The sequence below is a fragment of the Ammoniphilus oxalaticus genome (genome assembly GCF_003609605.1).
Taxonomy (GTDB): Bacteria; Bacillota; Bacilli; order Aneurinibacillales; family RAOX-1; genus Ammoniphilus; species Ammoniphilus oxalaticus.
This window is the reverse complement of the sequence record NZ_MCHY01000006.1, coordinates 99,361-123,112: the sequence shown is the minus strand read 5'-3', so window position 1 is coordinate 123,112 and position 23,752 is coordinate 99,361. Positions and strand designations below refer to the sequence as shown.

The window sequence follows — 23,752 nt, the reverse complement described above, 5'->3', positions numbered from 1 at the left end:
ATAAGAAGGAGGCAAAAGTTGAAAAAAAGATGGATACTTAGCAGTTTGTTTGCCTTGTTGTTGCTGAGCGCATGCGGCGGCAAACAGCCCGTCACCCAAGACAATGGACCAATCGATGAGATGAGCGAAGTAAATAAAAAGAAGCAAAAAGAGAAAGAATCGTTTGAAATGTATGCATTAGATACGAATGACGCTGAAGCGTGGATGAGACTCGAACCTGGCAAGTACAGCGAAAAGGAAAGGGACTCGGAAGCAATAAAAAAAGAAATCGAAGCTTGGCCAGAAGGATTAAGCGCGGAGGAATATTTCGCGCGCTTGATGGCCTTAACTGCGGATGATTATCGTCCCTATCAAACATTCATAGACGAAACAGAAGTCATCTTTTCGGCGATTACCGACCAACCTGACGGTCTCAATGCTCCAGGTGATGCGGGAGACGCGCCGCTTTTACACACACAAATTTTACTCGATGCGAGTGGAAGTATGGCGGGTAGACTAGATGGAAAAACGAAAATGCAGCTCGCCAAAGAAGCGGTTGCCGAGTTTGTCAGCGGACTACCCGAAAACACGCTCGTATCCTTGCGCGTATACGGTCACAAAGGTTCCAATCAGCCCGCGGGAAAAGAGGAATCGTGCGCCAAAACCGAAGAAATTTATCAATTGAGCGGATACGAACAACAAGCATTTTCAGAGGCATTAAACCGCTTTGAACCGACGGGGTTTACCCCGCTTGCCCGCGCGATTGAAGAAGGAGGCCAGGACCTACTAGCAGCCGCTGTAGATAACCCAAATGTAAAAAGCGTAATGTACGTTGTCAGTGACGGCGAAGAAACGTGTGGCGGCGATCCCGTGGAAGCGGCCAGACAAATTCAAGAATCTGAAATTGAAGCAGTCGTCAATATTATCGGGTTTGATATTGAAAGCCATGAACGCGCCGCGTTAGAAGCGATCGCCTCAGCCGGTAACGGTAAATACTTTCACGCCGACACCGGTAAACAGCTTCGTGATTCTTTCCGAAAAGAAACGACGGAACTAATCAACGCTTGGTACACTTGGGATTCAAAAAATGTCAATACATTTTATACGGAGGAGGCTGACTACTTGAACGCTTCCTATACACATGAGTCAAAAGGGGTTAACCAAAGTTACAGTGAAGAAACGTTTTTAGTGAACCTTACTCGGGAGATGGAAGAAATTAGAGCGGACATCCCATGGCGTCAAATTCGCCCGCTCATTCAAGACCGCGCCAGAGGAATGCGTGTTCACATGAAAGATCACTTTAGGGACATCCGGGTTGAAGCCCGCGAAACAGCGCGTCAACTTCGGATTCAAGTTCGCGATAAAGCCCGCGACGAACGAATCGATTTACGCGAACAACAAAGAAGTCAATAGCAAAAACAAGCCCGCTTCCATACCTCTCTAAAAATGGGGTATTAAAGCAGGCTTGTTTTCTTTTTATTTTAAAGTACGCTTCAAGAAAGCGCGTGTCCGTTCTTGTGTTGGATGATTGAAAATTTGTTCAGGTCTACCCTCTTCAGCGATAACACCGTTGTCCATAAACACAACACGATCTGAGACTTCACGGGCAAACTCCATTTCATGGGTGACGATCAACATCGTCAAGCCTGTTCCCGCTAGTTCCTTCATTATCTTGAGGACTTCCCCAACCATCTCTGGGTCTAAGGCTGATGTTGGCTCATCAAACAGCATCACATCTGGATTCATCGAAAGCGCGCGGGCAATGGCGACGCGTTGTTTTTGCCCCCCCGATAACTGCTTCGGTTTTGCGTTCACAAATTGATCCATCCCAACGACTTTTAAATATTTTAAAGCCATTTGCTCCGCTTCTTCTTTTGACCGCTTTAACACTTTCACTTGTCCAACTACACAATTGGTCATTACGTTATGATTATTAAATAAATTAAATTGCTGAAAAACCATGCCCAAATGGGCGCGATATTTATGAAGATCGTGGTTGTCGTCGAGAATATTTTCACCATTATAAATGATCTGCCCGCCACTTGGCTTTTCTAGTAAATTAATGCAGCGTAACAGCGTCGATTTCCCCGATCCGGAGGAACCGATGATACAGACGACTTCCCCTTTGTTTACGGAAAAGTTAATGTCTCTTAACACTTCATGACTACCAAACGATTTCCTCAAATGTTGAACCTCAATCACCTTTTCCATCGTTTCCCCCTCCTTCCCTTCTAAACTTATCTACGAATTCGTTCTGCGCAACTGATCTTCCGCCGTTTCCACTTGCATCTGATTGCCAATTCGAATGAAGTCTGCCGGCCCATCCAATCTTCGTTCAATGTAGCGCAAAATTCTCGTCACGGTGAAAGTCATCACAAAGTAAAGGATACAGGTGACCAAAAACGCTTCGAATGTGCGATAATTGTTCCCCGCGATTGATTTCGTCTGGAAATAAAGCTCTGTGACAGAAATTACGTTTAACACCGATGTATCTTTAATATTAATGACAAATTCATTTCCCGTAGCAGGCAAAATATTGCGAATGACCTGCGGCAAGACGACATTAAACATCGTTTGCGTATGATTCATCCCGATTGCTTGAGCCGCCTCAAATTGCCCTTTATCAATCGAAACAATCCCGCCGCGCACAATTTCAGCCATATAGGCTCCCGTATTAATCGAAACGATGAAGATCGCAGCCGCAATTCGATTAATATCAAGCCCAAACGCTTGAGCCGAACCGTAATAAATAACCATCGCCTGCACAATCATCGGCGTTCCTCGGAAAAATTCAATATAAGCGGACAGCAATCCATTGACCGTTTTTAATAGGGCTCGCTTCGGCCCGCGTTCTGGCATCGGGACTGTACGAATAACACCGATCAACAAGCCGATAATCGATCCGATAATCGTCCCTGTAATCGAGATGAGCAACGTCACCCACGCGCCTCGCAGAAACATCGGCCAGTATTCCGTAATAATTCTAATGATCCACTCTAAACTCATTTCTATCCTCCTATCCATTACCACCTCAGCGTAACCTACATCCAGATTTTCGCTTCATCTGTGTGATCATCGGTCGGAGGCTCTAACACCTAAAGCAGTTTCTTTCCCTACTTCCCTTTTTTTATAAAAGAAGGGACTATTTACTAAATGTAGTTTTAAAAAAGCAAAACCGACCGCATTACGTTCGCAGCCGGCTTCATTTTATTATTTATTTTGCTGCTGGTTGATTCTTAATCGCCATATTCATAATTTCTGTTCGTTCTTCTTCTGAAATCCCAGCTAAAATTTCATTAATTTTGTCCGTTAACTCGCTGTCTTTCTTAATTCCGACAGCAATGGCCGTTTCGTCCTTAGCGGTGACAAAACCTTCTTCAAGCTCAACCATTTTAAAGTTTGAATTAGCGGCAGATGCGCTGAGTCCCTCGGGACGCTCCGAAACATAGGCGTCAATCACACCTGACTCAAGAGCAACCCGCATTGCAGGGAAATCGTCCATTGCCGTTTGCTTGTTGACCCCTTCAATTTGCTCAATCACACTATAGTGGAACGTATTCAATTGCGCCGTCACTTTCGCCCCATTAAAATCATCAAGCGTCTTGGCATTTTCAAATTTCCCGCCTGTTTTCACAACCATTACCAAATCAGATTGATAGTAATTATCTGAAAAGTCAATCGTTTCCATTCGGTCGGGAGTTGGCGACATGCCCGCCACAATTGCGTCAATTTTACCCGACGTTACCGCGGGCGGCAAACCTGTCCACTCCGTTTTGACGATCACCAGCTCCTTGCCCAAACCTTCCGCAATTCTTTTAGCAATCTCCACATCATAACCGCCCGCAAATTCAGCATTCCCTTCCATCTTGACCGCTCCATTAGAATCGTCCATTTGAGTCCAGTTAAAAGGAGCGTAACCCGCCTCCATCCCAACCTTAAACGTGTCCGATCCTCCTTTTGAACCACTCGACCCGCATCCTGATAGCAAGACGACGGCCGAGAGAGCCATCGTTAAAAAGATAGATAGTTTTCTCATTATATAATGCTTCTCCCTTCTACAACCAGCAATCTATTATTTTATTATTTAAAAATTGATACAACCTCATAAGTAGGTCTATTATAATCCTGAAACCCGCCTAATTCAATCTTGACATTTGAAACTTGTTCAATATGTCTTATTTGCATGTAAAACAGTTTCAAGTGGAGTGAATGTTTGCGTGGGACTTTGGGGTGATTAGGTAAAATGCGCCACAGTGAGCGAGTTTTCCGAACGAAAAGGGGCCGCCAAGCATTAGGCGGTTCAAGCGGCGAAGACGAGGAGGTCGGAGAAAATAGGATTTAGACGGAATTTCTCCTGTTATTTCGATGATCGCAGCTGAATTGACACAGCGAACGAGGGAATAGTGAGATTTAAGCGGAGGTTCTCCTGCTATTGCTCGCGCCCAGAAGGGGTGCGATGGGCCCAGCCGCCCTCTTATGCGAACCTCCTAAATTTGACTTTCTGTTATACTTCATTTTATATCCATAAGCTCTTACACCCCTTGATATGGTTAGTGGCGCGGTTGACCTAGGGATTTTATGTTCATTAGGGATCCGCGCTGGCTATTCTAGTTAAATTCCACTTCCTAAGTTGCACAGTCCAACGACCGCATTTATGTCACATCTTTCCCTTCCATTATCTTCACAGAGCCATAATACGAGAGCGAAAAAAGGAGGGGCGCTACTAATAAAGTGGGATAAAACGCAATCTTTGGCATGCTGAATACGTCGGGTCCAGCGGTGATAAAAGCAGCCAGAGCTAAAGGAACAATCCAACCAATGGATCTAATGAACAACGCCAGCGGAATGTAAACAGAGTTTAACATCAAGTATAACAAAAACATTGCGATCCACAATTCGAGCGAAAAAAAATCGATACTTAAGCCGATAAAAAAGGCTAACGGTAACAAGAAAAAAGTGGTTACTACTGTTGAAATCAGAAACCAAACGATCGCAAGCAAATATTTGGCCCCAATATATTCCCTTTTCGTAATCGGCAGGCTCAACACAAGCTTTCTTGTCGCTTCATGTTTTGTGTTCAACGTGGAAAAACTGGTGATTCCCCACGCAAAGAAAAAAACACTCATATAAAAAGGATGAATCAAGTCACGATTTACGACAAACGCAAAAAAGAACACAGCTGGCAAGAATATGAGATACTCCCATGGTTTAATCATTCGCATTTCGAGTCCCATCACATTTAACATCGATTTCCCACCTTTTATACACGTCTTTTTTTAAATGGTTCCAGGCTTTTTCACCGTATAATACATAATATCCTCAAGTGTCGGTCGCTGAAGTTGGACGCCCCGCTCTTGTAAACTAGAAGCCTGTTGCCTATCGACATCGGCAATGAGCGCTTCGATACTAACAGCAGTTTTTCTAACTCCAATCGGTTGAAGGGATTCGATTTCCTTCGCAAGCGCCGTTGACCCCCGCGCCAGACAGTATTCATCGAACATCGCTTCCTTCTCCTTACTGAACACGATCTTCCCCTGATTCATAAACGTAATATAATCAGCGACTTGCTCTAAATCGGTCGTAATGTGTGTTGAAAAGAATACAGATTTATTTTCATCCTGGATGACGTCCAACAAAATATCGAGCAATTCTCGTCTGAAAATCGGATCCAGTCCTGCCGTTGGTTCATCCAAAATGATGAGTTCCGCATGGTGGGACAACGCGATTGCAACCGCAAATTTCATCTTCATCCCTTTGGACAACTGCTTTACCTTCTTCTTTAACGGCAGTTCAAATATTTCAGCGTATTTGTAAAAAATGGCATCATCCCAATCACGGTAAAAAGGGGCGACAATTCGTTTATTTTTCTTTAACGAAACATCCTCATAAAAGTAGGATTGATCATAAACAAAGCCGATTCGTTGCTTAATTTCTCTCGTATATTGTTGATGGGTCATCCCGAATAATTTTACTTCCCCCGAATCAATCCGATTGAGATTCATCAAACAGCGAATCAAGCTCGTTTTTCCAGATCCATTCGGACCGATCAAGCCCATAATAAAGCCACGTTTAAACTCGAAAGAAATCTGATCCAGCTTGAAATCTTTCAGTCTCTTTGAAACCCTTTTTACTTCCATAATATTTTCCATCACGGTCCATCCTCACTTAACAACTTAAGCATTTGAATTATTTCGTCGACATGAATATTAAACGCTTTGCTTTGCGCCAAAACCTCAGATAACTTCTCTTCAATAAGCTTAAGTTGATTTTCTTTTAATAATTCACGATCTTGCGACGCTACGAACGAGCCTTTACCAGGAAAAGTTTCGATAAATCCTTCGTTTTCCAATTCATCATAAGCGCGCTTCGTTGTGATCACACTGATTTGTAAATCCTTTGCCAACTTGCGTATCGAAGGAAGAGCAACATTTTCTACCAGTTCTCCGTTCAAAATTTGCTCCTTAATCTGCTCCTTGATTTGGTTATAAATCGGCTGATCATTGCTTTTCGAGATGATGATATTCATCTAAACACCTACACATCATTAATAGAATACAACTGTATATACTGATTATATACGGTATATACAACCTTGTCAATTTCCCGTTTTACCTAAACATCAAAAAAAGCCCGCATCCCTGCTTTCATTAAAGCAAAGATGCGAGCCTGATCTCCCCCATTAATTCTTCGGTTGATAATTTCCTTTTATCCAACGATACAAATCATCATACACTTTTCGCAACATTGGAATGTCACTGTTGGCGAGGGTGTGGATCGTTTTGTTGCCGGCGTAATACGCGTTGGTCACTTCCCCATCGAAGCCAAGTTCGTGTCCTTTGTTCAATTGGTTATAGAACGCGTCGTAATGGTAACGGCTGACCAACACCCACTCATCGATTTCGACTTCTACACCCATTTCAAATTTTCTTGCCAAGTTTGCAACATCTGGCATTCGATCATCCTTTGGCACCTCTTTGGCATAAAAATTCGGTTGGATAATGACATGATCAAAGCCGAGTTCCTTCCACTCGGAATAGCCTTTCGCGCCATAGTAAGGAATCCAGAAAAAAGGTTGCTGATGTCGGTGAACAAGACTAGCGGTATGTTTCACGAGCGCCTCTTCGTCCGTATGTTGCATTTCGATTTTTTCTTTCCACCAATAGATCCCGGATAACTCAAGATGCTCATAATTGGCCGCATGCCACTTTGCCATAAGCGTATCTAAGTACCACTTGATCGCCTTTTTCTGGCCGTCAACTGTGTCAATTCCCTCTTTTCCTTCTTCTAGCCAAAAATCAGGTTTGGTCGCATCTGGGAACGGAATGCTTAAAATCACTTTTTGTTTAAAATCACGGTTCCGATGTACTTCCGACGCCGCTTGATTGAGCGCCCCTAATTGCGTTTTATCTTGAAACAAATCGTCGATATACGCAGTCCAAGCCGCTTCTGTACTCTCGACGGCTTCATAAGGCAAAAACAACATCGTATCAAACATCGTGTCTTGCGCGGAGCCATCCTTCATGTAGGCGACGACGGATTTAAATTCGTCCTTATTCCAAATCCCTTTCTCTTCATGAGCGCCCGTATAAATTAAAAGGATGTCCTGATTATTCGGCAAATTCATGTACGAACCTACAGATGCTTGATCGTCTTTGCTCGGTTCCAAAACGACAGGTCCGCTCTCTTGCGCAGTGGGATCGCCCAACACTTTTAAGTTTCGGGCAAACGTCCAAATGTCAACGGGGAAATACATTTTTACATAGCGCGCCTGTAATGGCGCAAACACAAACTGGAACGTACGTTCCACTGTTTCTTCGGGTGAAACAGCGTGATGCATTTGCCCCAACGCGCTCCAGTTTTGTCCGTCCTGGGAAACGTCGACTTTTAGATAGGGCGGCAACATGATCGCTTGCGCAGGATCTTGTCTGAATTCAAGCGAAACCTGTTCAATCGTTTTAAGTTTGCCCAGATCAACGACGACTTCTCGGCCATCTTGGCGAGCAAAGCCTGTCCACGTTGGCGCATTCGAAACAAGTCCTTCGACTGGTCCTGAGTATGTTTTATATTCGAGTTCGCTAAAAGTGGCGTTGGGCAAATCCGCTTTGACCGTATAAGTCGAGCCATACGCAAAATTCTCAAGCGTAGATTCGGGAGACGCGCTTGCTTGCGCTCCCGTGATGGGAAGCATCACTGTCAACAGTATAACTGCGAGCATTAAACGAATAAATCTCATGCCGTCGTCTCCTCCTCTTCCACGTTATTTTCTACTTCCTGATCCAATTCGCGATCCGTCTCTTGATCTACTTCTTCTACGATTTCCTTGGCTGGTTCAATTTTCACAGGAATTTGATACGTTTTATTCCCGATGTTTAAGCTAATCACTCCTTTGCCAGCGGCGGTTGCCGAGAACTCCCCATCGGCCTTGATCGTCCCAATCGCAGGGTTATCCCACCCCCAAACAGGCGTATATGTAAACGTAGTGTTCGTAAACGGTAAAACAATTTGCTGTCGATCACCAACCGTCAGGTTCACTTCGGGAAGTCTTCGAATTTCTTGCGTCTGACGAATCCGCTCATACACTTGCTGGGCAATCACCGCTGTTTCCGCTCGCGACACATTTTTTTGCGGGGAAAAAGTTTGTTGATACCCTCTCATCAACGACATTGCCGCCACACGCTGAACACTTTCTCGCGCATACGGATGAATCTGTTCCTGATCTTTGAATGTAATCGACTCTGTTGATAATGATTGTAATGTCGTTGCTTGCTTAAAAATGTGATCGAGAATCACAGCGACATCCTGCCGTTTTATAAAGGCATCCCCTTTGAATGTGTTGTCATCAAAACCTTGAATGTAACCTAATCTAGCAAATGCCTCAATATAACCAAATTCTACTGACTCTATCGGAACATCAACAAAACTCGGTTCTAGCGGCGTAATCGGCTGAACCCCGATTGTTTTCGCTAACAGCAACACAAAATGTTTTCGTTTGATCGACGCTTGCGGGGCAAACTCATCTTTCGACACACCGCTAATTAAACCTTTTTGATGTAAGGATGCAATCGATGAGTAAGCAAATGAATCAGCTATATCTTTAAATGGAGCAGCTGTTTCAGCCTGAACAGCTGTCATACTCATAGATAGTATAGCCGCCGCTAGGATTGTCCGTTTTAAAAAGACCACGTTTGTTTCTCCCTCCCTAATCTATCTATAAGATTTAACTTTTCAAAATTTGTTTCGTATAATCGGTAAAATCGGTCAAATGTTTTTGAACAATCTGTTTTAAAATTTCAAGATTGATCGTTTGGCAGTCATGGAAAGCAATGTTTCGAAAGCCGACCATTGCTTTCAATCGTTTCGCCATTTCTTCATCTATGATGGAATGAGACTGTAGCATATCAAATGCGTCTCTACTCGTTTGCGGTAAACCAAGCCGTTTTTCAGAGACGATGTGCATAGCGATATCGATCGTGGCTTCACAAGCGCGTTGAATGTTGAGGACAATCGAATCTTGCTTCGTGAAATCTTGAAGATTGAAAGGATTATTCTCGTAAACCTGCTTGATCCGTTGGATACAACGTTCAATCACACTGACTTTATTTAATATTACATCATTCATCATAAATTGATCCTCCTTTTTTAATTTCCCTTAATACGACTGCGCGATCTTCATTCAGTTTTACGTACATGCTCAAGGCCGTCATACGGTGATTTAAATAGAGCGCTTCATCTCTAGCATAAATGAGCGAGCCAGTTGAAAAGATTTGCGCTTTAAAAACGGTGGAGGCGTTCGCTATGTTAATTAAATCAACCTCGACCTGTAGCAAATCAGCTAGTTCTTGCGCAACCAGAAACAAGTCATAAGCATTCGGAGTCTGATCTCTCGTATAAAAAGCGAGATCGATATCACTTTCCTGATGCGCAAAGCCTTTAGCGTAAGAACCAAATACAATGATGTAATCCGGATTTAACTTTTGAACTAGAAATTCTTCTATTTTATCATACATTGAAGTTGTCATGCGCCGCATTCCTCCTTCAAGCGAACACGGTATGCCCCCATCGTCTTCGGGACTCCTTTTATTTCAAGCGTTCCCTGATAAACCAACACTCTTAATCGATATTCCAAAAAGGAGTCCCCGATTTGTTGCTCTATATGGCCGATCACTTCACCAATCACGCGAGCCGCTTTGATAAAATCTGATTGTGGTTGCTCGGCATGTAATCTACTCACCGCGTTTTTGATCACTTCGTCGAAGTAAACTTCATCCACTTCCGCAATTTGATCATCTTCCCATACCCGCGCGACCCCTTTTGAATTTGACAAGACCAACCACTCATGTTCAAGCGCTCTTCTTTGTTGCTCTGTAAGCGGGCTCTCTCCTCGTTTCGTCTGATAGATCTCAGCTAATTTTTCCGGTTCAATTCCGTCTGTTTGGACAAAATGCTGAATTTCATCTGTGTTATATAATTCCTGATAGGCTTTCGTTGCGTTGATAAGGAAGATCTCGTTCGTTTTGTCTCTTAATAAATACAACAAAAAACGCAGTCCTGTTTGTTCATTCGCGTCTTCGGCTGTCCATAGTATGATTGGCGCATGACTGGGGATCGCCTGTATTTGGGAAAGCGTCTCCGCCACTTTTTTTCTATATTCCTCTTGAAAGTAATCGTCAGGATCGCTCAAATGATCCAGTAGCCATTCGAATCGGTTGACCCGCCCTGCTTCTGTATGCAATTGTTCAATCGGTCCCATCTGTAAAAAGTCAGGATAGCCGATGACCTGATTCGCGCGACCGAGTCCAACCTTCATCGATCCAGCGGCTGCTTCTCCGCATACGAGATGGACAGCGGTATAATTGGTTTCAACATGATCTACATTGTTAACATAGCGAATGATTTCATCGAATAGAGAAAACAAGTCTCGCAGCAATTCTGCCTGCTCTATTCCTGTCGCTTCCTTTCCGTGACGGAGACGATACATCAAGTTTAAAAGCAGCGTTCTCGCCTCGCCATCGGTTAACTTTTTGATGCTCTCGCGTAAATCATCCACCGTTTTGCGCCCCCTTTTGCCCATCCCTGCTCATCACATTCAATTATAATTTAAGCCAGTCCTTAAGTACATGGGGTTCACACTGGCTGGCGCTTCGCTCAAAAGAAAGAAAAAACCGCCTAATCAGGCGGCGACGCTAGTTTTATTCAATTAGTGCGTCTTCTAAAATGGTCTGGTAATCATCGACGACGAATCTGCCGTTGTCTTCAGTAAAGATAACTTTTTCTTTCGTTTCGTAAAATGCGGGATTGCTCGTTTGCGTCAGATAAGTGATTTCTGCCGTCATCCCTTCGATTGCGATATCAAACTCTACGACCCAAGGACTAGAAACGCCAATGTTGAAATTCCAGTCTTCCCCGCCTCGAGCGATCTGTTCTAGTTCAAATTTCTCTTTCGCTTTTGCTGACATCATTTCATAGCGCGGTTTGCCATCCCTCGTTTGCAAGGCCGTTGCCCAAATATCCGCTAAGCCCGCGATTTCTTGGGATTGTGGATCATCAGGGATCGGTGTTTTTTCTTTCGTTTCGATGGTGACTGTCCGATTCGCATCATCCCAAACCACTGTTGCTCCGAAAGCGACTGAGAGAAATCGAACAGGCGCAAATACGCGGCCATTGAGATTAACGGGAGGGGCTTCAAGGATCACGTTGATGTTATTTTTGGAAGCGCTCCTCTCTTGCTGAGTCATTCGGATCTGATCCATTCCCTTTACGGCGGTAATCGTCTTTGCCGCGTCATCCCAGCTCACCTGCGCGCCCAACTTTTCAAAAATCGCGCGAACCGGAACCATCGCTTGGCCATTGATCACGACAGGATCATTTTCAAGTTCGAGTTGATTTCCGTTAATAGCCACCTTGATTGGTGTCGGTTGTTGGGACGATTCAGCTTGGACTTGGACGGAAGGGGACATTGCAAAAGAGGTGAGTAATGCTAACGTCATAGAGAGTGAAAGTAATTTTTTCATGTCGGTCTCCTTTAAATCTAATCTAGCGTCTATTATAATCTACTCTGGTAGACTGTCGCGAGAAAAAGCCACGTCGGATTGTAATTAATTAGATTGCAGATATAGGATGGCAAACTTTTAGGCGGAGTTTCTCCTGGTATTCCGTTTCCTCACACCATGTTCCAAGCTCGATCATCGAAGAACTGAAGAAGCGGAACATTTAGGCGGAGTTTCTCCTGCTATTCCGTGCCCTCACAACACGTCCCGAGCTCGATCATCGAAAAACTGGAGATGCGGAACATTTAGACGGAGTTTCTCCTGCTATTTCGTGCCCTCACAACACGTCCCGAGCTCGATCATCGGAAAACTGAAGAAGCGGAACATTTAGACGGAGTTTCTCCTGCTATTTCGTGCCCTCACAGCGCATTCCAAACTCGATCCTTGAAACAGAGGTTGAGAATACAAGGAGGTATCATGATAAATATTTTTATAGTTAGTTTAATCACTTTGTTTTTAGCGGGATGTTCATCATCTGAAAGCGTAGAAGTCGTTGAGCATGTTGAAGTCTTTACTATGGATTATCTCGGAGATACACCTAACAGCGATGGTTTTTTTGAACCGAAAGGGTATAGAAAAGTGAACTCAGTATTGCGTTATGAAACCTCGTCGAGAAGCGGCATGACGACAAAACTATATGAAGTGGCTGATTACTATAATAACGATGGGGTGTACATAAACAGTTCTGTTAAATATGAGATGTTCAGAGGTAGTTCAAACTTTGAAGATTCGAAGGAAAAAATGGAGTTCGATCCACTAACGATTTTAGCTGAAGATCGACCGCCAGAATCACCCGAACCCTCAAAAGAGCTGTCTGAAGATGAAAAAAAGCTTGTCAAAGAACACGTTTTGAAACTAATCAATGCGTTAGATTAAATTCTCCGCTAATCGAAAAAAGGAGAGGCAAAATTGCTTCTCCTTTTTCGAAATCCTTTTCCCCTAGTAGGGCAGCGGATCAATTAAAGCGGAGTGACTCCGACTAGTAGAAGAACTAAGAGTCACACCCTTCGCCTTCCATCTATCACCTTAGACCGCCTTTTCCTCGATCTCAAAACCGAGATCCTCGATCATGCCCCAATCCTCTCTCGCCTCCAGGCCCGACGTCGTTATATAGTCACCTACGAAAATGGAGTTGGCCGCATAGAGCCCCATCACCTGCATCGAACGTAGGTTGACTTCGCGTCCACCAGAGATGCGGATCTCCTTCGTCGGATTGACGAAGCGCATCATCGCCAACAGTTTCAAACATTTGCGCGGATTCAGTTCGCGGCGTCCTTCCATTGGCGTATCATCGATCGGATTTAAGAAGTTGCACGGGATTGAGTCCGCGTCAAGTTCCCTCAAGGAAAAAGCGATTTCGACCGCTTCCTGATCCGTTTCGCCCATTCCGAAAATAACCCCCGAACATGGAGAAATGCCGGCTGCTTTTACCTGTTCAACCGTATCGACACGGTCCTCATATGTATGCGTTGAGGCGATATTTTCATAGTTTCCTTCGTTTGTATTGAGATTGTGATTGTAGCGTTGCACCCCGGCCGCCGCAAGTTTAGCCGCAGCCGTTTCATTTAGGAAACCGAGGCAACAGCAAATCTTCAAATCGGTCGTTTCGCGAATTTCCTCAACGGCGCTGACTACATGATCGATCTCCCGATCAGTCGGACGTCGACCGGACGCAACGATGCAGTAGGTGCCTGCCTTACGACGAACCGCTTCCTCTGCCCCTTCCAAAATTTTCTCCTTCGTCAACCAGGCATATTCATCAATCGGCGCTTCCGATACAATCGACTGTGAGCAATAACCACAGTCTTCAGGACAAAGCCCAGATTTTGCGTTAATGATCATGTTTAACTTCACTTTGTTGCCAAAATACGCGTGACGAATGACATAAGCGGCCTGTAAAATAGCGAGCAATTCCTCATCTCCAGCCTGAACGACCGCCAGCGCTTCCTCCTTTGTCACCTTCCGTCCACCAACAACCTCTTTCGCGATCGATTGCCAATCTTTTTTTACTTCAATCGTTTGTGTCACCTTCGGCTCACCCTCTCTTTTCTATCGAGATAAATAAACAATGATATGTCGCAGTAACCAGATCCTGATCATCGCGGAAATCGCGCTCATAAATGCGCATCATTTTCCTAAACAACGAAGGACGCTGACAGTAGTCGGCCGCATTGCTATTGTTCGCGCCTATTTTTCGAAGCGAGTGAAAAAAAGCCCGCGTATCCGCAAATTTTTCTATCTCGATCCATTCTTGACCATTAACCCGACCGAAACAACCAGCAGCCCCTTCACAAAGCGCAATCAGTTCCCCCAATGTATAAAAAGATTGCCCTGGCGCCGATACACGCGCTTCCAACATCTCGGCAGCTTTTGCAAAGGATGTATGCAATTCATGAAAAGTCGTATCACCAAACGTGGAAAAATGTAGCGCGCCGCCAACCGACAGACATTCAACAAGCCGCCGAACCGTTTGATGCAATTGATTGAACCATTGAAAAGTCGCGTTGGAGAGGATCAGATCAAACGAACCGGATAGTTCCATTTCTTCGATATCCCCGCCAACGAACTCTACCGATTGACCGTCCAATCGCGCCCGCGCCGTTTCCAACATCCCTGGCGCCAGATCGACCGCTGTAATTTGAGCGTTCGGAAAGAGTCGACAAAGCCGTTTCGTCAAATACCCTGTCCCACAACCGACTTCCAAAATACGCTGCGGCGCAATCGATTTAGTCTGCAATCTTTCAAGTAACTGACGAGCCATGATCTTTTGGACGTTAGCATAGCGATCATAGGTTGCCGCATTGGCGCTAAAACGTTTCTCAAGCAATGTTTTATCGATCAACAAATGCACCCCCTTTTACAAATGATTGAATCCAATGCAAGCAAGTCTGCGGCTGCGTATAAAAGGGGACATGACCCGCATCGGGAATCGTTCGCAACATAGCGATTGGCGCCTGTTCAGCGATAAATTGGGCCGACGCGAGCGGACAAACGGAATCTTGCTCCCCGTGAACCAATAAGAGGGGCGGCTGTTCCGACAAGGATAATCGCGCATCAGCCGCGCGCAAATAGTCGAGACCGCCCCCTAACGACGCCACCTCATCCCCCGCAAACTGAGCTTCAACATCAGCGATAAATTGCTGGTCGAAACCTCTCCTCCGCTCTGAGTCAGAAAACATCGATTCGTAAAAAGCATGCAATGTTTGTTGCGGATCGCGAGCAAGTTGTCGTTTCAAACCTTGTAAGCGGCGTGGAGCATAACCAGCTTGCTCATACCCATCCGTTATCGTAAAACGACTCGTCCCGCCAATTAAAATCAGTTTGGAAACAAAGGATGGATAACGTTTGGCAAAATCGAGGGCCACAAGCGAACCAAGCGACCAACCGATCACCATCAAAGGAGCGCGACGACCTATGGCTTTTTCTACGACGCGGTCCATGAAATCAACCTCGCTCCTCACGCCTCGCCAATCGACCATTACCAGCTCACCTAATTCCGCCAGTCCATCCTGAAACGAACGAGATAGGCTCCACACCGCGCTTTCCATTCCCCAACCCGGTAACAATAGAAACGTATTCATCTACCAATCACCCCCAATTCGCGACCGACAGCCGCCAACTGGGCAACCGCCCATTCAAGATCACGGAGCTGGTGGGTGGCCATCACCGTCAAACGCAAACGGGCTTGATTTTCAGGGACCGTCGGCGGACGAACCGCAATGGCGGCAATCCCCGCTTCCTGTAAACGAAGACTGAACGCCACAGTCCTTTCATTAGATCCGATTACAATCGGAATAATTTGTGTATCCCCCGAGCCAAGCTCAAATCCAAGTTGACGCAGTTCACTACGCATGTATTGAGTATGTTCCCACAATTGAATGCGCCGTTCCGCCTTCCTTTGAACGAGTTCAATCGCGGCGATAATCGAACCAAGCGTGGCGGGCGGCAGCGCCGTCGTGTAAATGAAGCTACGCATATGATTGATCAAATAGTCAATCAGCCACTTTTCTCCAACTATGTAAGCCCCTAAGCTGCCAAGCGCTTTACTAAACGTGCCCATTTGAATTTCGACCTGTTCCTGCAAGCCCAATGATTGGACCAAGCCTGCGCCCTGCGGGCCATACAACCCACTGCTGTGCGCTTCATCTACCATCAACATCGCTCTATACCGTTCCTTCAGCGCGACAAGTCCAGCGAGATCAGCTCGATCGCCATCCATACTGAACACACTATCAGTCACAATCAATTTACGACGAGCCGTTGATTTTTTGAGTAGGCTTTCCAAATGATCGAGATCATTGTGGCGATAACGACGATGTTGGGCGCGGCTTAACACAATTCCATCAACAATGCTGGCATGGTTCAATCGATCGCTAAACACAACGTCATTGCGTCCGACCAACGCGCAGATCACCCCTAGATTCGCCGTATAGCCACTATTCAAAATTAAGCCCGCCTGTGACGGTAGATTCCCTTTCCAAGCGTGTAAAGCGGTTTCAGCCTGCTCGTACAAAGGATGATTGCCCACGATCAATCTTGAGGCGGTCGCTCCCGCTCCGTAGACCTCCAACGCAGATTGAGCCGCATCCTTAAGCCGAGCGTCACCCGCCAGTCCTAAATAATTGTTCGAAGCCATGTTCAGCATCCGACGCCCATTGAGCTTCAACCACGGTTCAACCGCCGCTTCTGCAACGCTGAGTGTCCGCAGCTGTTCACGCGCTTTCAACTGGTCCAACTCCTCAATCAATTCACGCCTCCATTGCGGGTCCATGCTTTATTCCCCTTTCGATCGCAGGCAAATCGATGAAGTCCTGAATAGCTTGACACAGTTTCTCGCGAGAGACGTCTTCCAACCAAGGCAACGCTCCCAAAAAGGGAACCTGACTATAACGGGTAATCATTTCCACATTTTCCAACGCAATCGCCGCGCTATCCGCGTAACGATCACCTTCGCAAAAGATAAAACCGAGGATCCAAGCCCCATGTTTGCGGGCGTAATCAATCGTCAGCAGTGTATGGTTCACCGTCCCTAAACCCGGTCTAGCGACAATCAACAATGGGAGCCCCAACTGCCGAACCACATCGATGACGAGTCCATCTTCCGTATAAGGGACAGCCAAGCCGCCAGCCCCTTCGACGATCAGCGCTTCTAAATTGCGGCGTAACCGTTCGTACCCGCGGACCACATCCGCCAAACTCACTTTCCTCCCCGCTCGAGCCAATGCCAATTGCGGAGCTAACGGCTCCTCGACCGCATACGGGCAAATCTGCTCTATACAGCTATCGACGCCAGATAGCATTTTCAAGCGAAATGCGTCCCCGCTCGGGTCTGCCGCAAGCTGTCCGCTTTGGATCGGCTTATAGACGCCAACATCGAGCCCACGTTCGCGCAGAGCCGCTGTCAGACCAGCGGCAACGACCGTTTTGCCAACTCCCGTATCGGTCGCCGTAATAAACAAGCCACTCACGCCGTCCCCTCCGCAATTGCTTGATACAGAATATCTAGCATTTCATTTAGCTCTTCATCCGTGGAAGCAAGTGATGGCATGAAGACGACGACATCTCCGAGTGGTCGCAGCAACATCCCTAACTCGCGGGCTCTGCGGCAAACACGAGCTCCAACTCGATCTTGCCAGGCGTAAGGCTCTTTTGATTGTTGATCAAACACGAGTTCAATCCCGATCATCAACCCAACTTGACGAATATCACCGACATGTTTCAATTCATAAAAACGATGGAGGCGTTGGCCAACCATTTTCGCTTTGCGAGCCACTTCCTCCACTAAATTCGTTTTGCGCATTAACTCCAGATTAGCGAGAGCGACTGAGCAACCTAGTTGATTCCCAGTGTAACTATGACCGTGATAAAATGTTTTTTGTTCTTCGAAATCGGCAAAAAAAGCGTCATATATCTGATCAGTCGTAACGGTGATCGCAACAGGCAAGTAACCACCCGTTAATCCTTTGCCCGCCGTCAAAATATCTGGCGTGACCCCCTCGTGGTCGCAAGCAAACATTTTCCCCGTCCGTCCAAACCCCGTTGCTACTTCATCCACAATTAATAACACGTCATATTTCGTCGCCAACTCACGGATCCCGCGCAAATAACCCGCAGGCATATTAATCATCCCTGCTGCGCCTTGCATCAACGGCTCTACGATGATCGCTGCTGTTTCAGCAGCGTGTTCAATCAATAGTTGCTCTAACTTCCGCAAATGAGCTTGCCCAATCTGTTCGGGATCGTCTCCAAATGGCGAACGGTACAAATACGGATATGGGGCTTTGATCGTCGGAAACATGAGTGAAGCATAGTTTTCATGAAACAGATCGAGCGCCCCAACCGAAATCGCCCCGATCGTATCCCCATGGTACGCCTCTCGCATCGTGATGAACTGCTTCTTATTCGGTTTGCCTTGATGTTGCCAATATTGGAACGCCATTTTAATCGCGATTTCTACCGCCGTCGCTCCCGAGTCGGAATAAAACACTTTGGCCAGTCCTTTTGGCATGATTCCAATGAGTTGTTCCGCCAATAAAATAGCAGGGACGTTTGCCATTCCGAGCAGCGTAGAATGCGCGATCTGGTCCAACTGGTCGCGGATCGCCTGATCTAATTCGGGCACACGATGACCGTGCACATTTAACCAAATCGAAGAAACGCCATCCCAATATTCATTTCCTTGCGCGTCCTTCAGTTTTCGGCCTTCTCCACTGACGATAATAACAGGATCGTCTTCCACATAATCTTTCATTTGCGTAAACGGATTCCAAAGGTATTGTTTATTTTTTTCAAGCAATTGTTCGTATGTATAGGATGTTGTTTGCATCGTCGACTCCTTCCTCAGTTATATGTTAACCAGATTCATATTCAAGTTAACATATAGCTTTATTCTAACATGCCTTCTTGATTTTTCAACAGAAAAAGGAAAATAAAAAAGCTGACCCGCCAAGTTGCTTTTGTTCACAACTTTTTAGATCAGCTCTTAAAAATATCTATAGCATTCAGTTAATAAATGTTTGTGTCTGGGCCATAACTCTCCAACTTACGTTTCACACTTTGCATAAAGTTTCCGCAAACGAGACCGTCCAATACCCGATGATCCAGAGACAAACATAAATTGACCATATCCCGAATAGCAATCATATTGTTGATTACGACAGGCCGTTTGACAATCGTTTCAATACTCAAAATAGCCGCTTGCGGTTGATTGATGATCGGTCCTGATAGAATCGATCCAAATGAACCTGTATTGTTACACGTAAAGGTCCCGCCCGCCGTATCCGCCAACGTTAACTTCCCTGCTCGCGCTTTTTGGACTAACGCGTCGATTGATTTCGCAATTCCAAAAATGCTCTTCTGATCCGCATCGCGAATGACAGGCACATGCAACGCTTCATCGGTCGCCACTGCGATCGACATATGCACCGCTTTTTTCACGATAATCTTGTCGTCCGCCCAAACCGAGTTCATCATCGGAAATTCTTTTAGCGCTTCCACAATCGCTTTCACAAAGAACGGAAAGAACGTTAAGTTTAGCCCTTCCTCGCTTCTGAATTTATCCTTCACTTGGTTACGAAACGCAACCAAATTCGTCACATCCGCTTCAATCATCATCCACGCGTGCGGTACTTCCTGTTTACTTTGCGTCATCCGATTGGCAATCGTTCTGCGAATACCGGACACTGGGATTTCACGATCCTCCGCTTCGAAGTCCGTCGGTTGAGGCGACTTTCCAGCAGCGGATTGCTGCGATGATGGCGCAACTTCTGCCAACGGGACAGATTCCGCTTGGTTGGTTGTTCCTCCCTGTTTTATGAAGGTTAACACGTCTTTGCGCGTGATCCGTCCGCCCGCTCCCGTTCCCGTCAATTGACTCAACTCTAGATCGTGTTCTTGCGCAAGTTTAAATACCGCTGGTGAATATCTTTTTTTAGCTGAGCGATCTGGCTGACGATCACTCACTGACTCCGACGCATTCGGTTCTGTTTCCTTCCGCGTTGTCACGTCCTCCGTTTTCTTCTGCTCAGCCGGCGTAATGTAGCAGATTAACGTACCGACTTTCACCGTTTCCCCCTCGGCGACGATGATTTCAGTCACCGTGCCTGCAACGGTTGCGGGAATTTCCGCGTTGACTTTATCTGTATTCACTTCACACAAGGGCTCATATTTGTTTACGGTGTCCCCCACATTGACAAACCACTTGGAGATCGTTCCTTCTGTCACACTTTCTCCGAGCTGGGGCATCAATACTTTCTCAGCCATAGGTCCCTCCTCGTTGGTTTTAAAATTCAGCCAGTTCTTTCATCGCCTGATACACTTTGTCAGGATTTAACATGAAGAACTTTTCCATCGGCGGGCTATAGGGCATTGCTGGGACATCTGGGCCGCATAATCGTTTGATCGGGGCATCGAGCTCAAATAAGCATTCTTCGGCAATGATCGCCGCCACTTCGCCCGCGATGCCGCCTTCTTTGTTATCTTCATGTATAATGAGCACTTTTCCTGTCTGTTTCGCCGCCGCAACAATCGCTTCTTTATCCAACGGATACAACGTGCGCAGATCTAAAACGTGGGCGCTATAACCTTCTTCTTGCAGCCTTTCCGCTGCCTCCAAAGCAAAATGGAGCGTTAAACCGTATGAGATCACTGTAATGTCTTCGCCGCTCCGCTTTAGATCCGCTTTACCAATCGGCACAACATAATCAGTGTCTGGCACTTCGCCTTTGATCAAACGATAGCAACGTTTGTGTTCAAAAAATAGCACGGGATCCGGATCGCGAATTGCTGCTTTTAGTAATCCTTTGACATCATAGGGCGTTGAAGGGGCGACAACTTTTAATCCAGGAATATTACAAAACATCGCCTCCACACTTTGCGAGTGATACAGAGCCCCGTTCACCCCGCCGCCATAAGGCGCCCGCACAACGAGCGGACACGTCCAATCGCCATTTGAACGATACCTCATTTTCGCCGCTTCACTTACAATTTGATTCACCGCGGGCATAATAAAATCGGCAAATTGAATTTCTGCAATTGGCTTCATCCCATAGGCCGCCGCTCCAATCGCGACACCGACAATCGCCGACTCCGCTAACGGCGTATCCATCACCCGTTGTTCCCCGAACTCCTCATACAAACCTTGTGTAGCTCGAAAGACGCCGCCGCGAACTCCAACGTCTTCCCCTAACACAAAAACATTTTTATCTCGTTGCATTTCTTCGCGCATCGCTGCGGTGACGGCTTCGATATAAGAGATCGTTGGCATTGTTCATCCTCCTCCTACTCAGCATACACCTGACGCAAAACGCTCTCAGGCGTTGGATAGGGAGCTTGCTCCGCATATTCGGTCGCTTCGTCTATTTCTCGATTAATTCGTTCTATCATTTTTTTCTCCGCTGCTTCATCTAGCGTCCCGACTTCTTGCAAATAGCGTTTAAACTTTGGCAGCGGATCATTGCGCTTTGCTTCCTCTAACTCTTCTGGCGAACGATAGGCTCGATCATCGTCGTCGCTAGAGTGTGGAACGAGTCGGTGCATGGTCGCTTCAACGAGCGTTGGACCTTCGCCGCGTCGCGCCCGATCAACTGCTGTTTTCATCATCTGATAAACTTCGAGCGGGTCATTGCCATCAACCGTCACCCCTGGAAAGCCGTAGCCAATCGCCCGATCCGCGATCCGTTCACAGGCTACTTGCTTAGAAAGCGGCACAGAAATCGCATATTGATTATTTTCACAAAATAACACAACAGGTAATTGATGAACCCCAGCAAAGTTAGCGCCCTCATGGAAATCGCCCTGGTTACTTGATCCTTCTCCAAAGGAAGTAAACACGACAGCATCTTCCCCTTGCATACGGGCCGCTAGCGCCAGGCCGACCGCATGCGGAACTTGTGTTGTCACAGGACTGGAACCGCTTAAAATGCGATACTTTTTCCCCCCGAAATGACCGGGCATTTGACGTCCGCCGCTGCTCGGATCTTCCGCTTTAGCAAACGCCGCTAGCATCAGATCCTTTGCTGTCATTCCAAACACAGTCACCACGCCGACATCGCGATAATACGGACAGAGATAATCCTTTTCTCTGTCCAGCGCGAAAGCGGCCCCAACTTGGGCTGCTTCTTGTCCTTGACAGGAAACGGTAAAAGGGATTTTACCCGCTCGATTCAAGAGCCACAAACGTTCATCCACCTTGCGCGAGAGTAACATATAGTAATACATATCTCGTACTTGCTGGTCAGACAAGCCCATTGCCTGATGTCTGTTTTCGCTCATTCAGAACCCTCCTTCACGTATGAATCGCCTTGCCGTCTACCGCTAATGCGGCTTCCCCGATGATTTCACTTAATGCGGGATGGGGATGGATTGTTTTGCCGAGTTCCCAAGGCGTCGCATCCAATAAACGGGCCAACGCCGCTTCCGAGATCAATTCGGAAACACTCGGACCGATCATGTGCGCGCCGAGCACATCGTCTGTGCGGGCATTAGCGATCAACTTTACAAATCCATCCGCCTGCCCATCTATCAAAGCCTTTCCAATCGCTCGAAAAGGGAATGTTCCGATCTTAATCTCAAAGCCTTGTTGTCTCGCCTGTTGTTCGGTTAACCCGATACTGGCTACTTGCGGGCGACTATACGTCACCTTTGGCGCCCGCAGCGGATCGATCAGCAGACGGTCGGCTACCCCCGCCAGATGTTCAATCGCGTAAATCCCTTCATGAGCTGCGACATGGGCAAGTTGAAGCCCGCCGATAACATCCCCTATCGCATATATATGTTGTTCATCGGTTTGATATTGATCATTTACGCGTATCACACCATTTTCTATCTTTACCTCTGTATTGTCGAGGCCGATATTTTCGATATTTGCCTGACGACCGATGGAAACGAGCAATTTATCCGCTTCAAGACGGTGTTGCTGTCCATTTTTTTCAACTACAATCGAAACCCGCCCATTTTCTTTCGTTAGCGTGTTCGCTTCCGCTTTAGCCACAGTATGAATTTTAATGCCGCGCGCCGTCAACAAACGGGTCATTTCATCACTGATCGCCTCATCTTCTAACGGAAGGATTCGCTCCGCAGTTTCGATCAACTCAACTGCAACCCCAAGATCGCTCAACAACGAAGCCCATTCAATCCCGATCGCGCCGCCTCCGATAATCAGAATTGAGTTCGGTAATTGATCTAGTTGTAACGCTTCATCGCTCGTTAATACATATTCCCCATCGATTTCCAAGCCTGATAACAAACGCGGCCGCGAACCCGTTGCAATTAGCAAATATTTTGGCGCTAAAATTTCGGATTCGCCTGTTTCAGTCGTAACCGCGACCGCCCCCGCCTGCGGAGAAAAGATGGAAGGCCCCATGATTCGACCTTCGCCATAAAAAACAGCAATCTTTCCTTTGTCCATCAAGTATTGAACACCTTGATGCAATTGCTCCACGATCTTTTGTTTGCGCTGTTGCGCTTTGGAAAAATTAAATTGGATCCCTGTTGCTTCTACGCCAAATTCCTCGCCATTGTTGATTGTATGGTAAACTTCAGCAGAACGAAGTAACGCTTTACTAGGAATACAGCCGCGATGCAGGCATGTTCCGCCTAATCGATCTTTTTCCACGACAGCTACTTTCAAACCCAGTTGACTCGCTCGAATTGCCGCGACATAGCCCCCGGTTCCTCCCCCGAGCACAACAACGTCATATTCATTCGAAGACATATTCAGCACCCCC

The 23,752-nt window shown here is 46.3% G+C and carries 24 protein-coding genes; 2 read left to right on the top strand and 22 right to left on the bottom strand.

From position 1 onward, the window contains the following. Window positions 1–18 precede the first annotated feature (18 nt). Entirely contained in the window at window positions 19–1,392 is a 1,374-nt protein-coding gene (locus tag BEP19_RS02665) for a vWA domain-containing protein (RefSeq protein ID WP_120188293.1), read from the top strand. A gap of 63 nt (window positions 1,393–1,455) precedes the next feature. On the opposite strand, the gene BEP19_RS02660 is transcribed toward BEP19_RS02665, so the two are convergent. The 12 genes from BEP19_RS02660 to BEP19_RS02605 form a co-directional block, all read right to left on the bottom strand. After that, window positions 1,456–2,190, bottom strand: a complete 735-nt coding sequence (locus BEP19_RS02660) for an amino acid ABC transporter ATP-binding protein (protein WP_120188292.1) — start codon at window positions 2,188–2,190, stop codon at window positions 1,456–1,458. Between the two features lie 30 nt (window positions 2,191–2,220). Further along, complete coding sequence (locus BEP19_RS02655) at window positions 2,221–2,985, bottom strand: amino acid ABC transporter permease (RefSeq protein ID WP_120188291.1); 765 nt, start codon at window positions 2,983–2,985, stop codon at window positions 2,221–2,223. Window positions 2,986–3,193: 208 nt separating this feature from the next. Then, window positions 3,194–4,015, bottom strand: a complete 822-nt coding sequence (locus BEP19_RS02650; protein WP_211329300.1) for a transporter substrate-binding domain-containing protein — start codon at window positions 4,013–4,015, stop codon at window positions 3,194–3,196. Between the two features lie 616 nt (window positions 4,016–4,631). Further along, window positions 4,632–5,225, bottom strand: a complete 594-nt coding sequence (locus tag BEP19_RS02645) for an ABC-2 transporter permease (RefSeq protein WP_120188289.1) — start codon at window positions 5,223–5,225, stop codon at window positions 4,632–4,634. Between the two features lie 30 nt (window positions 5,226–5,255). Then, window positions 5,256–6,128: an ABC transporter ATP-binding protein gene (locus BEP19_RS02640; RefSeq protein ID WP_120188288.1), complete on the bottom strand. Its 873-nt coding sequence runs from the start codon at window positions 6,126–6,128 to the stop codon at window positions 5,256–5,258. After that, window positions 6,128–6,505 carry a GntR family transcriptional regulator gene (locus BEP19_RS02635; protein ID WP_120188287.1) on the bottom strand — a complete coding sequence of 126 codons (378 nt, stop codon included), beginning with the start codon at window positions 6,503–6,505 and terminating at the stop codon, window positions 6,128–6,130. The genes BEP19_RS02640 and BEP19_RS02635 overlap by 1 nt, the downstream gene beginning before the upstream one ends. A 153-nt stretch (window positions 6,506–6,658) precedes the next feature. Further along, window positions 6,659–8,212: a DUF4855 domain-containing protein gene (locus BEP19_RS02630; protein WP_120188286.1), complete on the bottom strand. Its 1,554-nt coding sequence runs from the start codon at window positions 8,210–8,212 to the stop codon at window positions 6,659–6,661. Then, window positions 8,209–9,162: an S-layer homology domain-containing protein gene (locus BEP19_RS02625; RefSeq protein ID WP_120188285.1), complete on the bottom strand. Its 954-nt coding sequence runs from the start codon at window positions 9,160–9,162 to the stop codon at window positions 8,209–8,211. Before BEP19_RS02625 ends, BEP19_RS02630 begins: the two co-directional genes overlap by 4 nt. Before the next feature lie 34 nt (window positions 9,163–9,196). After that, window positions 9,197–9,601, bottom strand: a complete 405-nt coding sequence (hepT, locus tag BEP19_RS02620; protein ID WP_120188284.1) for a type VII toxin-antitoxin system HepT family RNase toxin — start codon at window positions 9,599–9,601, stop codon at window positions 9,197–9,199. Continuing rightward, on the bottom strand, window positions 9,591–9,998 hold the full coding sequence (mntA, locus tag BEP19_RS02615) for a type VII toxin-antitoxin system MntA family adenylyltransferase antitoxin (RefSeq protein ID WP_120188283.1): 408 nt from the start codon (window positions 9,996–9,998) through the stop codon (window positions 9,591–9,593). Before mntA ends, hepT begins: the two co-directional genes overlap by 11 nt. Then, window positions 9,995–11,026 carry a DUF1835 domain-containing protein gene (locus BEP19_RS02610; RefSeq protein WP_245983266.1) on the bottom strand — a complete coding sequence of 344 codons (1,032 nt, stop codon included), beginning with the start codon at window positions 11,024–11,026 and terminating at the stop codon, window positions 9,995–9,997. The genes mntA and BEP19_RS02610 overlap by 4 nt, the downstream gene beginning before the upstream one ends. 142 nt (window positions 11,027–11,168) lie before the next feature. After that, window positions 11,169–11,990 (bottom strand): stalk domain-containing protein, encoded by an 822-nt coding sequence (locus tag BEP19_RS02605; RefSeq protein ID WP_120188282.1) that lies wholly within the window; start codon window positions 11,988–11,990, stop codon window positions 11,169–11,171. 453 nt (window positions 11,991–12,443) lie between these two features. Between BEP19_RS02605 and BEP19_RS02600 the strand changes: the two genes are divergently transcribed. After that, window positions 12,444–12,902 (top strand): hypothetical protein, encoded by a 459-nt coding sequence (locus BEP19_RS02600; protein WP_120188281.1) that lies wholly within the window; start codon window positions 12,444–12,446, stop codon window positions 12,900–12,902. A 150-nt stretch (window positions 12,903–13,052) separates the two neighbouring features. Here the strand turns inward: BEP19_RS02600 and bioB are convergent, their stop codons facing one another. The 10 genes from bioB to lpdA form a co-directional block, all read right to left on the bottom strand. Further along, a complete protein-coding gene (gene bioB / locus BEP19_RS02595; RefSeq protein ID WP_120188280.1) occupies window positions 13,053–14,054 on the bottom strand; it encodes a biotin synthase BioB in 1,002 nt (333 codons plus the stop codon). Between the two features lie 7 nt (window positions 14,055–14,061). Next, complete coding sequence (gene bioC / locus BEP19_RS02590) at window positions 14,062–14,868, bottom strand: malonyl-ACP O-methyltransferase BioC (RefSeq protein ID WP_120188279.1); 807 nt, start codon at window positions 14,866–14,868, stop codon at window positions 14,062–14,064. Further along, the gene (locus BEP19_RS02585) at window positions 14,858–15,607 is read right to left on the bottom strand and encodes an alpha/beta fold hydrolase (RefSeq protein WP_120188278.1); all 750 of its coding nucleotides are present in this window, start codon (window positions 15,605–15,607) and stop codon (window positions 14,858–14,860) included. Before BEP19_RS02585 ends, bioC begins: the two co-directional genes overlap by 11 nt. Further along, window positions 15,604–16,797: an 8-amino-7-oxononanoate synthase gene (gene bioF / locus BEP19_RS02580; RefSeq protein WP_120188277.1), complete on the bottom strand. Its 1,194-nt coding sequence runs from the start codon at window positions 16,795–16,797 to the stop codon at window positions 15,604–15,606. Before bioF ends, BEP19_RS02585 begins: the two co-directional genes overlap by 4 nt. Beyond that, window positions 16,775–17,494, bottom strand: coding sequence for a dethiobiotin synthase (gene bioD / locus BEP19_RS02575; protein ID WP_120188276.1), 720 nt, complete (start codon window positions 17,492–17,494; stop codon window positions 16,775–16,777). The genes bioF and bioD overlap by 23 nt, the downstream gene beginning before the upstream one ends. Beyond that, window positions 17,491–18,852, bottom strand: coding sequence for an adenosylmethionine--8-amino-7-oxononanoate transaminase (bioA, locus tag BEP19_RS02570; protein WP_120188275.1), 1,362 nt, complete (start codon window positions 18,850–18,852; stop codon window positions 17,491–17,493). Before bioA ends, bioD begins: the two co-directional genes overlap by 4 nt. 179 nt (window positions 18,853–19,031) lie before the next feature. Beyond that, window positions 19,032–20,288, bottom strand: a complete 1,257-nt coding sequence (locus tag BEP19_RS02565; protein WP_120188274.1) for a dihydrolipoamide acetyltransferase family protein — start codon at window positions 20,286–20,288, stop codon at window positions 19,032–19,034. Window positions 20,289–20,307: 19 nt separating this feature from the next. Continuing rightward, on the bottom strand, window positions 20,308–21,291 hold the full coding sequence (locus tag BEP19_RS02560) for an alpha-ketoacid dehydrogenase subunit beta (RefSeq protein WP_120188273.1): 984 nt from the start codon (window positions 21,289–21,291) through the stop codon (window positions 20,308–20,310). Window positions 21,292–21,305: 14 nt separating this feature from the next. Continuing rightward, window positions 21,306–22,298: a thiamine pyrophosphate-dependent dehydrogenase E1 component subunit alpha gene (locus tag BEP19_RS02555; protein WP_120188272.1), complete on the bottom strand. Its 993-nt coding sequence runs from the start codon at window positions 22,296–22,298 to the stop codon at window positions 21,306–21,308. A gap of 13 nt (window positions 22,299–22,311) precedes the next feature. Further along, window positions 22,312–23,739: a dihydrolipoyl dehydrogenase gene (lpdA, locus tag BEP19_RS02550; RefSeq protein ID WP_120188271.1), complete on the bottom strand. Its 1,428-nt coding sequence runs from the start codon at window positions 23,737–23,739 to the stop codon at window positions 22,312–22,314. Between the last annotated feature and the right edge of the window lie 13 nt (window positions 23,740–23,752).